This window comes from Ferrimonas sp. SCSIO 43195 (assembly GCF_023716685.1).
Lineage (GTDB): Bacteria > Pseudomonadota > Gammaproteobacteria > Enterobacterales > Shewanellaceae > Ferrimonas > Ferrimonas kyonanensis.
Genome location: NZ_CP072679.1, coordinates 859742 through 873849 on the forward strand (window position 1 = coordinate 859742; position 14108 = coordinate 873849).

The 14108-nt window shown below is 59.4% G+C and carries 10 protein-coding genes; 4 read left to right on the forward strand and 6 right to left on the reverse strand.

From position 1 onward, the window contains the following. Positions 1-6: 6 nt before the first annotated feature. The 3 genes from J8Z22_RS04110 to J8Z22_RS04120 all read right to left on the reverse strand — a co-directional run bounded on the left by J8Z22_RS04110 (position 7) and on the right by J8Z22_RS04120 (position 5181). Positions 7-3165 (reverse strand): hypothetical protein, encoded by a 3159-nt coding sequence (locus J8Z22_RS04110; RefSeq protein WP_252008964.1) that lies wholly within the window; start codon positions 3163-3165, stop codon positions 7-9. A gap of 275 nt (positions 3166-3440) precedes the next feature. Next, complete coding sequence (locus J8Z22_RS04115) at positions 3441-3869, reverse strand: thioesterase family protein (RefSeq protein WP_028114032.1); 429 nt, start codon at positions 3867-3869, stop codon at positions 3441-3443. A 109-nt stretch (positions 3870-3978) separates the two neighbouring features. Further along, complete coding sequence (locus tag J8Z22_RS04120; protein WP_371878126.1) at positions 3979-5181, reverse strand: dicarboxylate/amino acid:cation symporter; 1203 nt, start codon at positions 5179-5181, stop codon at positions 3979-3981. Positions 5182-5639: 458 nt separating this feature from the next. On the opposite strand from J8Z22_RS04120, the gene J8Z22_RS04125 reads away from it, so the two are divergent. Further along, entirely contained in the window at positions 5640-6551 is a 912-nt protein-coding gene (locus tag J8Z22_RS04125; RefSeq protein WP_252008969.1) for a DUF417 family protein, read from the forward strand. A 74-nt stretch (positions 6552-6625) separates the two neighbouring features. Continuing rightward, positions 6626-7201 carry a DUF3365 domain-containing protein gene (locus J8Z22_RS04130; RefSeq protein WP_252008972.1) on the forward strand — a complete coding sequence of 192 codons (576 nt, stop codon included), beginning with the start codon at positions 6626-6628 and terminating at the stop codon, positions 7199-7201. A 55-nt stretch (positions 7202-7256) separates the two neighbouring features. Here J8Z22_RS04130 and J8Z22_RS04135 read toward each other — a convergent pair whose 3' ends face one another. Continuing rightward, complete coding sequence (locus J8Z22_RS04135) at positions 7257-7871, reverse strand: DUF3157 family protein (RefSeq protein WP_252008975.1); 615 nt, start codon at positions 7869-7871, stop codon at positions 7257-7259. 236 nt (positions 7872-8107) lie between these two features. Here J8Z22_RS04135 and J8Z22_RS04140 point away from each other — a divergent pair, with 236 nt between their 5' ends. Then, positions 8108-9145, forward strand: a complete 1038-nt coding sequence (locus J8Z22_RS04140; RefSeq protein WP_252008977.1) for a nitronate monooxygenase family protein — start codon at positions 8108-8110, stop codon at positions 9143-9145. 17 nt (positions 9146-9162) lie between these two features. Here the strand turns inward: J8Z22_RS04140 and J8Z22_RS04145 are convergent, their stop codons facing one another. Beyond that, positions 9163-9717 (reverse strand): dihydrofolate reductase family protein, encoded by a 555-nt coding sequence (locus tag J8Z22_RS04145; protein WP_252008979.1) that lies wholly within the window; start codon positions 9715-9717, stop codon positions 9163-9165. Positions 9718-9799: 82 nt separating this feature from the next. On the opposite strand from J8Z22_RS04145, the gene J8Z22_RS04150 reads away from it, so the two are divergent. Further along, complete coding sequence (locus J8Z22_RS04150; protein ID WP_252008982.1) at positions 9800-10360, forward strand: TetR/AcrR family transcriptional regulator; 561 nt, start codon at positions 9800-9802, stop codon at positions 10358-10360. A gap of 2 nt (positions 10361-10362) precedes the next feature. Here the strand turns inward: J8Z22_RS04150 and metH are convergent, their stop codons facing one another. Beyond that, on the reverse strand, positions 10363-14028 hold the full coding sequence (gene metH / locus J8Z22_RS04155) for a methionine synthase (protein WP_252008985.1): 3666 nt from the start codon (positions 14026-14028) through the stop codon (positions 10363-10365). Between the last annotated feature and the right edge of the window lie 80 nt (positions 14029-14108).

Below are 14108 nucleotides of genomic sequence, written 5' to 3' on the forward strand. Positions count from 1 at the left end.
GTCCTGTCATTCTTTGTCCAGCAGGCGTTGGGCCAGCGCCCGAACCCGCACCGAGGTGTCTTGAAGCAGCCCCTTGATTCCAGGGCGGGAGTGACCCAGCTGCCCGAGTCGCTCAGCCAGAGCCAGCCGATCTTTGCCGCACAGGTAGGGGCTCATTGGCGGCAGAGCCTGTTGGCTGGCGATCGTCTTCAGGTAGTCATCGACCTGGTACTGGAAGGCAAAGGCCACTCGCACCCCTTCGGGGATATCCAGCGTGGACAACCGTTGCAGTGCCCATTCGGCGGCCCGGTGGATCAACGCCTTGCGAGCCTGAGGGTCACGGATGGTGATGTGGCCCACCTGCGGATGCTGCCAGCGCTGCTCCAGGGGCAACTCGCCCTGACGGATCAACTGGGCCACGTACAGGTCGGTCAGCGGCTCTGGTGCCAGCAGCTTCAGGGCAGAGACATGGTGGTTGAGTAGCAGGGTCAATAGGCGGTCGCTGCGATCCTGGTCCAGCAGCCCCCATAAATAGAACTGCGGCCCCAGCCGGCTCTCGGCATCGGTCCTGGCGTTGAGTTCCCGGCTGAGGGTGGCGGCCAGTTTTGCCTGCACCTGTTGTCGCTCCCGGTCGCCATTGAGGTAGGCCAGCACCTCTACGGCAGTGTCGTTGGCGATCTGGCGACGACGGGCCGGTTGCTCCAGCCAGTCCAGATCCTCCTCCACCTCGGTGTTGCTGATCAGGTAGCCGTTGAGGGCCTGGGTGAACTCCTCCTCCAGCCATTGGGGCAGAACCGCCTCGGGGTGGCGGCTCATCAGGTCCTGGTAGAACTGCAGTCGCTCCCGATCCTCGCGCCTGCGCAGTACCTGTAGCATCTGTTGATACTGGTTCCAGGCACTGGCGCCCAGCATGGAACTGTCATCGGGGCGTGCCTCACCATAGTGGTCCAGCATCGCCACATAGCGTTGCCAGAAGCGCGCATCGGCCGGCCGGTAGCAGGCCAGCTGCTGGTCACTGCACAGACGGAACACCTCCAGCTCGCAGTCACTGACGCCACACTTGCTCAGCTGACGGTGCAGCGTGTGCTCCGCTTCGACATCGTTGATGCCCTGATAGAGGGGGTAGTCGGAGTGGGGTTTGCTGAGCAGGCCGATGACTTTTTGCGGCGCCAGGGTCAGCAGCAGTTGCAGCAGTCGTTGGCTCAGGCGTTCGAGCCGAAGCGGGACTCGGTCCAGCCAGCTGGCAATGTGCAGCCAGAATAGGCAATGGAGGCCAAACTGAAAGCCGTCATCGTGCATTAGCAGGGCGTAGGCGGGCTGCCGATCGGTGATTCGATCTCCGAGGGTGCCGCCGTCATGGTGCAGAATGGCGACCAGCCGTTCCGCCATCTGGGTGTGTCGAGCCGGGTCAAACGGCTGTGGTTCGTTGTCGGTGAGGTAGAGTTGCAGTTCCGCTGGCAGGGTGTCGTCTTTGCTGTATTCGGCTAACTGTTGGCACAGCAGCGGCATCAACTGCTGATCCAGCCAGGCGGTCATTCGGCCGGCGGCGCCGTCGGCGACGGCAATGTCCTGGGCACACCAGGCGGCATAGGTGGCGGCACCCAGGGTCTGTGGCCATTGTTCCGGCGCCAGCAGACTGGGGTGAGCTCGAGTGCGTTGGTCCAGCGCGGCAAACTCGCTCAGTTCCAGCTCGTCGCACCACAGGCACTCGAGGTCTTCGTGGAGTGCCTGGTGCTGCTGTTGTTCGCTATTGAGATCCTGCCGGTAACGGTCGCAATACTCGGTTTCGCTGAGGTGACCGAACTCCTGAATCAGGGTATCTGCCATTCGCCGGGGGAATTGCGGCCGCCCCAGCAGGCGCCAAAACAGATCCAACAAACGCAGTTCGTTGTCGACACCGCGTCGTTCACTCAGCAACCGTTCGAAGTAGTAGGGGAACGTCGGTACCACATCGTCCTGAGCGAAGGGGCGGCTCAGCCACAGGGCCAGGTTTTCCTGAAAGGCCTCGGCGCCGCCGTACTCATAGCGGCCGATGCGGCCAAAATCGAATTCAGGCACTTGTGCCAGCAAGCGCTCGCCGCTGTCCTGATCCAACTCGCCCTGAACATAGGCGCGCAGCATCGGTCCCTGGTCGAGGCCGCCGATAAAGTTGAGGGCATTGCCAAACTGGTCATCAAACAGTGGGCCTTGACTGCTGTCATCACCGTTGTCCTGGTGCGCCTCGGCCACCACCACCAACGGGCCGTTGGCGTTCTGCTCGATGTTCTGATGCAGGGCCAGCGCCGCCGTTTCAATGTTGCCGTTCAAAAAGGGTTGCAGGTTGACCTCATCCTGCCACTGGTCCTGGTCGTAGGGGTCGGCCGCCACCGGCCACTCGGCCCTCATGGTATGGAAGAAGCCCAATACCGGCTGGGTCTCATCCAGGCTGTGTTCGTCATGATAGGCCAGCAGTGGCCGGGTGATCAGGCGTTGACTCAACTGGTCGCAGAACCACTGGTACTCCTGCGGATGTTGTTGCAGGTAATCGGCCAGATCTCCATGGTTATCCGGCTGGTTGAAGGAGCGGCGCACCTGGGGGTTGTCACAGTAGATATAGGCGTTGAGCAGGTCGCGGCTCCAGCCGCAGGCCTGAACCAGCAGGGCCATCAGGGTGTCGTGGGAGTCCTCATGTTCGCTGTCCCAGTAGGGGATGAAGAAGCCGGCCAGCAGCCAGGCGCATTCGTCGTGCTCCACCGCCAGCATGTACAGGGCTTCCAGGCCGAACAGGTGGCAGTCGTCCAGCCACATGTCGCTGCTGTCGTTACGGCGGCGGGCAAAGGCCACCATCGCCTCGGCGGTGGCTATCAGGGTTGGTTTGAGCTCCGGGTGGCCCAGGGCGGCGGCAAACAGGATCGCCTCGCTGAAATAAACCTCGTCGTCGTCGCTCACCAGGGCGGGCATCCCGCCCCGCACACAGGTCATGGCGTAGGCCAGCAGCCGCTCCATCTTGCCGGCATCGTCCGGTTGTAAGCGTCGATGGCCCTGCGGTTGACTGGCCACAAATTCGACGTTGTGCATCAACCCCATCTCTTGCCGAAATGCCTGCTCGGACGCCAGTAGTTCCTGGTAGCGCTCAAGGGCGGCTTTGAGGCTGGCGGGCTGGGTGGGAGAGAGAGGTATAAGGATCTGTTTATCAAACTGCTTCATGGAGTCCCTGCTGGCTCAATGTCGATACGGCGAGGTGAATTTGCGCGATGAATGGTATCAACTATGACGCGGCTTACCAGCAATTTATTGGTGTTTTTTTGCTGTATTTCAACTGGTTAACATGTTTTTTCGATGCAGGAATAGTGTAAGGCGACCGCCAGCGGCCAATGATGAAGTCGATGACGGAAATACTTGGCTGCCGAGGGGAGGGAGACCGAGGAGCTGGAGTCGTCGCTGGGCAGCCAGGCAGCCGGCGGCCACCTGACTGGGGCGGGTCAGCCGGCGCTGTATTGTTCCAGTTGCGCCCGAATGGCGGCGGGCAGCGTGGCTTTGCACTGGTTTTTGAAGTCGAACACCACTACCTCGGCACTGCCGATGGTGGTGATGCATTGCTGCGATTCACTGAAGATGTGGTACTCCATGGTGAAACGGTCATCCTGAAGATCCTTGATCAGGGTGCCAACGTGCAGGGTGTCGGGGAAGGTCACCGGGCGCTTAAAGCGACACTGGGTCTGGGCCAGAATGGGACCGATGCCGGTCGCCTGCATCTCTTTCATCAGGCCGATTTGATGAAAAAAATCGATACGTGCAGTTTCGAAATAGCGGAAGTAGACCACGTTGTTGACGTGCTGAAGGGCGTCCATTTCACCCCAGGCAACGCGAATGGGGGTGTGAATGGGAAAGTCCCGTTTGAAAGCGTCCATACTTTTAAAACACCTGTTTAGAATGAGTGTTTCACTTTATCATCGCTCGCATAAAAAACAAACAGGCCACCGCAAGGGTGGCCTGAACAGAGTCTAACCGGTAGTTGGATTACCTCAGGTCGATGGCATCCTGTTGCTGACTCTGGGGGGCTTCACCGGCCATCTCATCGACAATGGCGGCACAGACCGCATCGCCGGTGATGTTGAGGGCGGTACGGATCATGTCAAAGATACGATCCAGGGCGAACAGCAGCGGCAGGCCTTCGATTGGAATGCCGGCAGCCAGCAGCACGGCCACCACCAGGAAGGAGGGGCCAGGTACACCGGCTTGACCGACCGCACCCAGGGTGGAGGTCAGGATGATGGCGACATACGCCCCCAAGCCCAGGTCGACATGGAATGCCTGAGCGAAGAATACCGCCACCAGACCGTAGTAGATGGCATTGCCGCTCATGTTGATGGTGGCGCCCAGAGGCAGCACGAAGCTGGAGGTCGAGTTGCGAATGCCCAGCTCTTTTTCACACACATCCATGGTGACCGGTAGCGTTGCCATGGAGGACGCGGTGGACAGAGCCACGGCCTGTGGCTTCTTCATGGCGGAGATGAACTTGTTGACCGGGATTCGGGTCAGGGTTTTGATCATTGCCGGGTAGAACAGGAAGCCGTAAATCAGGATGGTGGCCACGTACACCAGGAATAGGTTCATGACCGTGCTCAAGGCGGCAAAGCCGAACGTGCCTACCGCTTCTGCCATTAGACCAAAGACGCCGATGGGAGCGATCTTCATGACCACGTTGATCATCCATACGAAGGCATCGACAACGGTATTGATGCCGTCGATCAGTGGCTGGGAGCGGGCGGCTTCCACTTTAGACAGGCCAATGCCGAAGAACAGGCAGAACACCAGAATCTGCAGGATGTTGCCGTCATTGAGGGAGGAGAAGACGTTGGTGGGAATCATGCCCACCATGGTGGCCCAGAAGGTCGGCAGTTCACCCTTCGCAGCCAGGTTGCCTTCGTACATGGCACTGACGGAGGAGAAGTCGATGCCGATGCCCGGCTGAAAGATCTCACCCATGGCCAGGGCCAGGGCTACCGCCACGGCGGAGGTGAGGCCGAAGAAGCCCAGGGTGGTTAGGCCGACGCGACCGGCGGCGTGGCTGTTACCCAGTCCGGCGGCGCCACTGATGATGGCCACGGCCACCAGGGGGATCACCAGCATCTTGATCAGATGAATAAAGATACTACCCAGCGGGGCAAATACCGCTGCACTTTCTCCCATGGCGATACCCACCAGGGTACCGATGATCATGGCGATGACCACCTGAATGCCAATGTTGCCTAACAGGCCTTTCGTCTTTTGCACGGGTAACACCTTTGTTGCGAAAATGTTGGAATATTTGGGTTTTTATCTTGCTGAGTGACTCTGTGGTGGTCACTTCTGTTGTTTTCGGTTTTGGTTTTACTCTCTTTGTATCGGTTTTTCAAACGGGAGGATACGAAAATGCTACTCGGATAAGAAAAAAGCATGTCACCCGCGCTGGTTTTTATAATGCTCAATTAATCGGCATTTTTCCTCAAGGAGATAAACGCTTAATTAGCTTAATTTTCAGATTGTTACACTGAAGTTGAACGGTTTTCATTTCGTCGCTCTGACCCGCAGCAAAAAAAGCCGCGGCAGCGATGAAATGGCCGCGGTTCGAGTGCGGTCTGTTATCGCAACGAGCGGGCCGCTGGCGCGCTGAAATTGTGACCCATGGACTGATATTGATGAATGTGATTGCTGCGTTTTCCCGTCTCCGCCTGAGTGAGCAGGCCCTTCGGCGCTACCTGGTACTGGTGCTGTCTGTGTATTTAATCTGGCTGGGGGGGCTGAAGTTGACCCCCTCCGAGCTGAAAATGAGCGACTACTGGTTGTCCAACAGCAGCCTGTTTGCGCCGTTGTTGCAGTGGCTGCCGCTGAAGACTCTGGCGCTGTTGATGATGGTGGCGGAGGTGCTGGCAGGCGTGCTGGTGTTGACGGGATTGTGGGGCGGGCGTCAGGCCTTCCTTGGGGCAGCGATGGCGATGGTGATTTTTGGCTTGAATCTGCTGTATCTGTTTACCAATCCGATTTTTGTCGAGGGCTGGGGCTTTCCCTACCTTGGGGCCGGTCAGGGGCTGATCAAATACCTGGCGATGTTGGCGGTGGCTGGGTATCTGTTTGTGGATCTGGGGCATCAGTCCGGACGGTTCGCCTGGGTTGAAGCTGGCAAAGGGCTGATGACCCACCTGGCCATGATGGGCATTGTGCTGGTGATGGGGTGGATCGGCTTTCTTAAATTTCACAGCTACGAAGCGGAGGGCATCGTTCGACTGATGGAGTCGAATCTGTTGTTCAGTTGGACCTACGATCTGTGGGATGTCCAGGGGGCCTCCAATTTCATTGGCAGCGTGGAGTTACTGTTTATGGGGTTGATTGTTTGCTTCCCCGTCAGTCGGGTGCTGGGGTGTCTCGGCGTGGCTGGCATCGCCGCGACGGCCTTGGGGACGCTCAGTTTTCTGTTTTCCGTGCCAGGCTGGAACCCGGAGGATCAGTTTCCGCTGCTGAATGGAACCGGGGTGTTTATTCTGAAAGACCAGTTGTTGCTGGCAGCGGCGCTGATTCTCTGGCATCGATATCCTCCCGGTGAAGATTGTTAATTAGAAATTTCTTGATAAGATATATCTAAATTAATTAAACAGGCTCTGTGAGCCAATGACCAAGGAAAGGGACGATGACAGCGAAGGAATGTGTAAGGTGCGCCTGGGTAGTGTTGGCTGCAACCCTGCTGCCACTGCAGGGGCAGGCAGAGCCGCTGGAACAGCAGGCATTGCAGGAGAAAGGCCTGGCACTGATTGCCGAGTTTGCCGGCACCCTGAAACCGGCACTGATGCAAGCGATGCAGCAAGGAGGGCCGGTTGCCGCGGTGTCGGTGTGCGCGGAGCAGGCGCCGCAGATGGCCGCCGAACTGGAGGCGCGCAGCGGCTGGCAGATTAAACGCCTCAGCCTGAAGCCGAGAAACCCGCAGGCGGGCGCGGCCGATGGCTGGGAGCGTCAGAGTCTGCTCGCGTTTGAACGGCGCCATGCCGACGGTGAACCGGTATCTGAATTACTGGCCAGCCAGTACGATGAACAGCAGTATCGGCTGATGAAAGCCATCGGCATTCAGGGGCCTTGCCTGACGTGTCATGGCGCCAATGTGGCACCGCAGCTGGCAGAGGCCATCGACAGCCTCTATCCCGATGACCACGCTCGAGGCTATGAGCTGGGACAGGTTCGGGGTGCCTTCAGCGTGGTGAAGCGGTTTTGATCTTGCTAAAGGACAGCAACAACGGCGCCCGAGGCGCCGTTGTTGCGATGGCGGGTTAGCGGGTGGATAGATCGTCCACTTCCACTTTCAATTGGTAGACTTCCCGTTGTTCCACCGGAATTCGAATCACCAGCCCGGGTTTGCTGCTGCCAGGACGCAGGTAGGTATCGGCCATCCGTTTGATGGAGCGCCATACCGGAACCGTATCATCGGCCAGAATCTGGCCATGTTCATCCATGACTCGAATGCTGAGGTCAATCTCAACGATCGATTGCCGCCCTTGGTTGGTAATGGCAGTGAAGATCACCAGTTCACCGCCTTCGTAGCTGGCGTGGCCCAGAAGGATGTCTGCGCCTGAGTCCGACAGCTGCATCACGTCTTTGTCTTGCCCTGGTACCACCTTTACGCCACTGGACATGGGTTTAGCCGGTATGCTGGTGGCGACTTTAGGCGGCGCACTGCTCACCGGAATGGCCGCCACGGGGGCGCTGTTGCCGGCCTTCGGGGTGCTGTCGAGCTGAGGCTCTTTGGCCGGGGCCAGGTATTGCCAGGTAAAGTCGTCTCGCAGAATGACCTGGCGGCCATCCTCAAGAGTCAGAATTTGATCGGCGGCCTGAGCGCTGATGGCCATTAGCAGCGCCATGGCGGCGAGGGCAAGCTTGCTTCGCATAGGGGTGTCCTTGAAATGATTCTTGCCGCAGACTAGCAGATTTTAAAAAACACTGCTGCAACCTATTGCCGCCCGGGCTGACAAATTCAGCAACATTGGCACCAACGCGGACTTTTTTTCCTGATTTAGTGAATTTTCCCTGCAATTCCATCACTCTAGATTGCGTGCACCGTTTTCTGGTGGTGCACCCGCTGGGGCAGGAAGGCCCTTCGCTTTGTCGACAACAAGGAGTGAGTATGTCGAGCGCTGCATTGTTTCACACCCGTTATCCCATCATTCAGGCGCCGATGGCCGGTGTTCAGGATTACCAACTGGCGGCGGCGGTCAGCAACGCCGGTGGCTTGGGGTCTCTGCCATGTGCCATGTTAACGCCTGCCGCATTGAGTGAGCAGTTGGCACGCCTGGCCGAGGTCTGCGACGCGCCGGTCAATCTGAATTTTTTCTGCCACTCACCGTCGGCAGCGTCGGCTTCGGCCGAGCGGCGTTGGCGCCATCGATTGCAACCCTATTTTGAGCAGTTTGGCGGCAGCACCGACGGGCTTGCCGCGGGACCCGCCAGGCAGCCGTTCAGTGCCGAGATGGCGGCGGTGATAGCCGAGTACCGACCGGCGGTGGTCAGTTTTCATTTCGGGCTACCGAATGAGGCGCTGTTGTCGCGGGTGCAGAGCTGGGGCACCAAGGTCATCGCGTCAGCCACCACGGTGGAGGAGGCGCTGTGGCTGCAGGCTCACGGTGCCGATGGCATCATTGTTCAGGGACTGGAAGCCGGAGGTCACCGGGGCCACTTCCTTCGCTCAGATCTCAGCCTGCAATCCGGTTTGATGGCGTTGCTGCCTCAGGTGGCGGCGGCGGTGTCACTGCCGGTGATCGCCGCCGGTGGCATTGCCGATCGCCAGGGCGTGGCTGCTGCCCTGAAGCTGGGGGCCTCGGCGGTGCAGGTAGGCACCGCATTTTTGCTCTGTGATGAAGCGAAAACCAGTGAACTCCACCGTCAGGCCCTGCAGAGCCCAGCGGCCGGTCATACCACGTTGACTACGCTGTTTTCCGGTCGCCCGGCCCGCGGCATTGTCAACCGGGTGATTCGGGAGTTGGGGCCCCGACCGGAGGGAGTGCCGGCGTTTCCCCATGCCAGTGGGGCCATTACTGCCCTGAGGCAACTGGCTGAAGCTCAGCACAGCAGCGATTTTTCACCCTTGTGGTGTGGGCAGAATGCCAGTGGCTGTCGGGCGATTCCGGCGGCGGCCCTGCTGGAAGGGCTGTTGCCGAAGTCGTAGCGCTTGCTGTGCCGAGGTTATTCGGTGCTGGTGTCAACAGGGGGCTGTTTGCGTCGATAGTGGCTTTTTACCAGGGCATTGAGCAGCACTTCGGAGCCGACCAACTCAAACTGCTGTGGCGTTTCCAGTTCATTGAACAGGGGCACGCCGCCTCCAAGCAACACCGGCACCTGAGTCAGAATCAGCTCATCGATCAGCCCCGCCTGCAGGAAGCGCTGTATGGTGACGCCGCCATCGATATAGAGGTTGCTGTATCCCAGCGTTTTGAGTTCGTTACAGATCTGAACCGGCTCTCCCTGAATCAACTGCACCCTGTCGCTGAGGTGGTCAGGCACCGAGGTCAGGGTGCGGCTGACGACGAAGACCGGTTTGTTGTATGGCCAGGGGCAGTCAAATCCAAGCACCGTATCAAAGGTGTTTCGGCCCATCACCAGCGCGTCCACACGGGCCATGAAGTCGGCAAAGCCGAAGTCATCGTGATTTGGGTTAGGGATGCTGTGCAGCCACTCCAGGCCTCCCTGACGATCGGCGATGTAACCATCGAGGCTGACTCCGAGATAGACGGTATTCATAAATGCTCCTTACCCATTTGCAACGCAATGACACTAATTCTACAATGTAGAATTGTTGGGTGAAGCATAGAGAGGAGCATCAATGGTTGTCAAGGGCAAACGGCGCGGCCGGCCGCTGTCGAGTCAGTCGGGGTTGTCGGCAGAGCGGATCATCGAACAGGCACACCGGCTGTTGTTGAGCGAGGGCAAGGTCCCCAGTCTGCGCGCCTTGGCGGCGCAGCTTCAGGTGGATGTCATGGCGTTATACCATTACTTTCCCAACAAGGCAGCGCTGCTGGAGTCGTTGTGTTGCACCCTGGTGTCGAGTGTCTATCAACCCGAACAGGGCCAGAACTGGCGGCAGGAGTTGACCCGCCTGAGCCAAAGTTATCTGCAGCTGCTTGCCGATCACAGTGGCCTGCTGCAGACCCTGCTGTCCATGACCAGTACCGGCCCGGCACAGGTCTTTGGTGAGCGATTTGAGCAGGCGTTGGCCCCATTGGCACTGACGCCAGACCAGCAACAGCAGGCGCTGTGTCTGTTGGTGGATTACCTGCATGGTTTTGCCTTGGCGCTGCATGCCGGTCCTGAAGGTCTCAGCCTGGAGGACCTGAATGGCCCCCTCGACTTCTACCTGGACAGTTTGGCGCTGAGGCAAAACTGATCTTAGCCATGCAGCAGCGGCGCCAGCCATTTTTTAGCCTGCTCCAGACTCCAGCCTTTGCGGCGGGCGTAGTCTTCGAGCTGATCCTCGCCGATGTCGGTGACGCCAAAATAGCGGGATTCAGGATGGGCGAAGTACCAGCCTGACACCGCTGCCGTTGGGTACATGGCGTAGCTTTCGGTGATCGCTAAGCCGATGCGCTGCTCCGGTTGCAACAATTGCCACAACAGCCCTTTTTCGGTGTGATCCGGGCAGGCGGCGTAGCCGGGCGCCGGACGGATGCCCTTGTAACGCTCACGGATCAGATCGCCGTTGTCTAACTGCTCGTCGGCTGCATAGCCCCAGAACTCTTTGCGGACCCGCTCGTGCATTCGCTCGGCAAAGGCCTCGGCCAGCCGATCCGCCAGCGCCTTGAGCATGATGGCACTGTAGTCGTCGCCGGCGGCTTCAAAGCGGGCGATGTGAGGCTCGATGCCAATGCCGGCGGTGACAGCAAAGGCGCCCATGAAGTCCCGTTTGCCGCTGGTTTTGGGGGCCACAAAGTCGGACAGGGCAAAGTTGTTGTTGCCTGCCCGTTCGATCTGCTGGCGCAGCATATGCAGGGTGGTCAGGGTGGATTGCCGTGATTCATCCTCATAGATCTCGATGTCATCGTGATCGACGCTGTTGGCTGGGAACAGGCCGATGACCGCGGCGGCGCTCAGCCACTTCTCCTCCATCAGGCTCGTCAGCATGGTGCGGCCGTTGTCGTACAACTCCCGGGCTTCCTGACCCACCTTGGGGTGATCAAAGATCTCGGGGTAACGGCCATGCAGGCCCCAGCTGCGGAAAAACGGTGTCCAGTCGATGCGCTCAATCAGATCCTCCAGCGGGTAGTCCTTAAAGACGCGAATGCCGGTTTGCTGAGGGGCAAACGGGGTGTACTTATCCCAGTCAATCTGATTGCGGTTGTCCCTGGCCTGCTGCAGGCTGACCAGGGTTTTGCGTCGTCCCTGGGCCTCGCGTTTGGCCTTCAGCTCGGCGTAATCGGCATAGACCTCCTTCACGAAGGCCCGGCGCTGGCTCTGGTCGATCAGTTTGGCCACCACCGGCACCGTTCGAGAGGCGTCGGGGACGTACACCGCCCCGGCCGGGTAGTGCTGATGAATTTTTACCGCGGTATGGATCTTGGAGGTGGTGGCCCCGCCAATAAAGCAGGGAATATCCAGCCCGGCCTTCTGATAGGCTTTGACGTTGTGAATCATCTCGTCCAGGGACGGGGTGATCAGCCCGGACATGCCTATGGCGTCGGCGTTTTCGGCGATGGCGGTTTCGATGATCTTCTCCACCGGCACCATCACCCCTAAGTCCACCACCTCGTAGCCATTACATTGCAGCACCACCGCAACGATGTTCTTGCCAATGTCGTGCACGTCCCCTTTGACCGTGGCCATCACCACCTTGCCGGCGGAGCTGACCTCTTTCTTGGAGGCTTCAATGAAGGGCGTCAGGTGGGCCACTGCCTGCTTCATCACTCGGGCAGATTTAACCACCTGAGGCAGGAACATGCGGCCGTCGCCGAACAGATCCCCCACCACATTCATGCCGTCCATCAGCGGGCCCTCAATGACTTCGATGGGCTCTTTGGCCTGCAGCCGTGCCTGTTCGGTGTCCTCGATGATGAACTCGGTGATGCCCTTAACCAGGGCATGCTCCAGCCGCTTATTCACCGGCAGACTGCGCCACTGAGCATCCTTGGGGTCCTGCTGCTGCTTGCCGTCGCCGCGGTAGTCATCGGCCACCGCCAGCAGCCGCTCGGTACCATCGGGGCGCCGGTTGAGGACGATGTCTTCCACCCGCTGTCGCAGCGCTTCGGGAATGTCGTCGAAGATCGCCAACTGACCGGCGTTGACGATGCCCATGGTCAGCCCGGCGTGGATGGCGTGATAGAGGAACACCGCATGAATCGCTTCCCTGACCGGGTTGTTGCCCCTGAAAGAGAACGACACGTTGGAGACGCCGCCAGACAGCAGGGCATGAGGCAGGGTCTGCTTGATGGTACGACAGGCTTCGATGAAGTCGACGGCGTAGTTGTCGTGCTCCTCGATGCCGGTGGCGATGGCAAAGATGTTGGGATCGAAGATGATGTCCTGAGGGGGGAACCCCACCTGTTCGGTCAGCACTCGGTAGGCGCGGGTGCAGATCTCCACTTTTCGCTGGTAGGTGTCGGCCTGGCCCTGTTCATCAAAGGCCATCACGATGGCGGCGGCACCATAGCGGCGAATCAGCGTCGCCTGGCGAATAAACTCCGCTTCCCCCTCTTTCATGGAGATGGAGTTGACGACCCCCTTGCCCTGAATGCACTTGAGTCCCGCTTCCAGTACCTCCCACTTGGAAGAGTCGATCATGATCGGTACTCGGGCGATCTCCGGTTCCGATGCGATCAATTTCAGGAAACGCTCCATGGCGGCGACGCCATCCAGCATCCCTTCGTCCATATTGATGTCGATGATCTGGGCGCCGTTCTCTACCTGTTGGCGAGCGACCGACAGGGCGGTTTCGTAGTCCCCCTCCTTGATCAGCCGCAGGAACCGGGCCGAGCCGGTGACATTGGTGCGCTCGCCCACGTTGACGAACAGCGAGTCGGCGCCGATGGTGCAGGGCTCCAGCCCCGCCAGCCGGCAGGCTACCGGAATCTGCGGCAATGCCCGGGGCGGATGTGCCGACACCGCGTCGCGAATCGCTCGAATGTGCTCCGGCGTGGTACCACAGCAGCCACCGACGATGTTGAGCCAACCTTCCGCAGCCCATTGTCCAATGATGTCGGCCATCTGCTGCGGCGTTTCATCGTACTCGCCGAACTCGTTGGGCAAGCCGGCGTTAGGGTGGGCCGATACCGGGCAGTCGGCGATGCGGGACAGCTCTTCGACGTAGGGGGTCAGCTCCTTGGGGCCCAGGGCACAGTTGAGACCGATGGCGACGGGCTTTATGTGATTCAGGGAGTTATAGAACGCCTCGGTGGTTTGGCCGGTCAGGGTGCGGCCGGAGGCATCGGTAATGGTGCCGGAGATCATTACCGGCAGGGAGCGTCCCAGTGACTCAAACAGCGTATCGATGGCAAACAGGGCCGCCTTGGCATTGAGGGTGTCGAACACGGTCTCCACCAGCAGCAGATCGGCGCCGCCGTCGATCAGCGCTCGGGCGGACTCGCTGAAGGCGTCCACCAGTTGATCGAAGCTGACGTTGCGGTAGCCGGGGTCGTTGACGTCCGGGCTGATGGAGCAGGTTCGGTTGGTGGGGCCCAGTACCCCGGCCACGAAGCGAGGCTGGCCGGTCTCGGCGGCCACCTCATCGGCGGCTCGGCGCGCCAGCCTGGCAGATTCGTAGTTGATCTCCTTCGACAGCGATTCCATCTGGTAATCGGCCATGGCGATGGTGGTGCTGTTGAAGGTGTTGGTTTCGATGATGTCGGCGCCGGCCAGCAAGTACTGGCGATGAATGCCGTGAATAATCTCCGGTTGGGTCAGTGACAACAGATCGTTGTTGCCCTTCAGCTGACAGGGCCACTGGGCGAAGCGATCGCCCCGGAAGTCGTCCTCCTCGAGTTGATGGCCCTGAATCATGGTCCCCATGGCGCCATCGAGAATCAGAATGCGTTGCTCGAGGAGGTGTTGCAGTGTTGTCGCCATGATGCCGTCCCTATTTACTTCAAATAGACATTTATCCGTTTAGACGTCTATCTTAGCTAAGGCGGCGGCCACTGAATAGC

What these genes read in the sequence shown, in the direction of transcription:
- J8Z22_RS04120 (WP_371878126.1), bottom strand. Translation starts at nt 5,181, where the DNA reads ATGATCATCGGTACCCTGGTGGGTATCGCCATGGGAGAAAGTGCAGCG.
- J8Z22_RS04140 (WP_252008977.1), top strand. Translation starts at nt 8,108, where the DNA reads ATGTCGAGCGCTGCATTGTTTCACACCCGTTATCCCATCATTCAGGCG.
- J8Z22_RS04110 (WP_252008964.1), bottom strand. Translation starts at nt 3,165, where the DNA reads ATGAAGCAGTTTGATAAACAGATCCTTATACCTCTCTCTCCCACCCAG.
- J8Z22_RS04145 (WP_252008979.1), bottom strand. Translation starts at nt 9,717, where the DNA reads ATGAATACCGTCTATCTCGGAGTCAGCCTCGATGGTTACATCGCCGAT.
- J8Z22_RS04115 (WP_028114032.1), bottom strand. Translation starts at nt 3,869, where the DNA reads ATGGACGCTTTCAAACGGGACTTTCCCATTCACACCCCCATTCGCGTT.
- metH (WP_252008985.1), bottom strand. Translation starts at nt 14,028, where the DNA reads ATGGCGACAACACTGCAACACCTCCTCGAGCAACGCATTCTGATTCTC.
- J8Z22_RS04150 (WP_252008982.1), top strand. Translation starts at nt 9,800, where the DNA reads ATGGTTGTCAAGGGCAAACGGCGCGGCCGGCCGCTGTCGAGTCAGTCG.
- J8Z22_RS04130 (WP_252008972.1), top strand. Translation starts at nt 6,626, where the DNA reads ATGACAGCGAAGGAATGTGTAAGGTGCGCCTGGGTAGTGTTGGCTGCA.
- J8Z22_RS04135 (WP_252008975.1), bottom strand. Translation starts at nt 7,871, where the DNA reads ATGCGAAGCAAGCTTGCCCTCGCCGCCATGGCGCTGCTAATGGCCATC.
- J8Z22_RS04125 (WP_252008969.1), top strand. Translation starts at nt 5,640, where the DNA reads ATGAATGTGATTGCTGCGTTTTCCCGTCTCCGCCTGAGTGAGCAGGCC.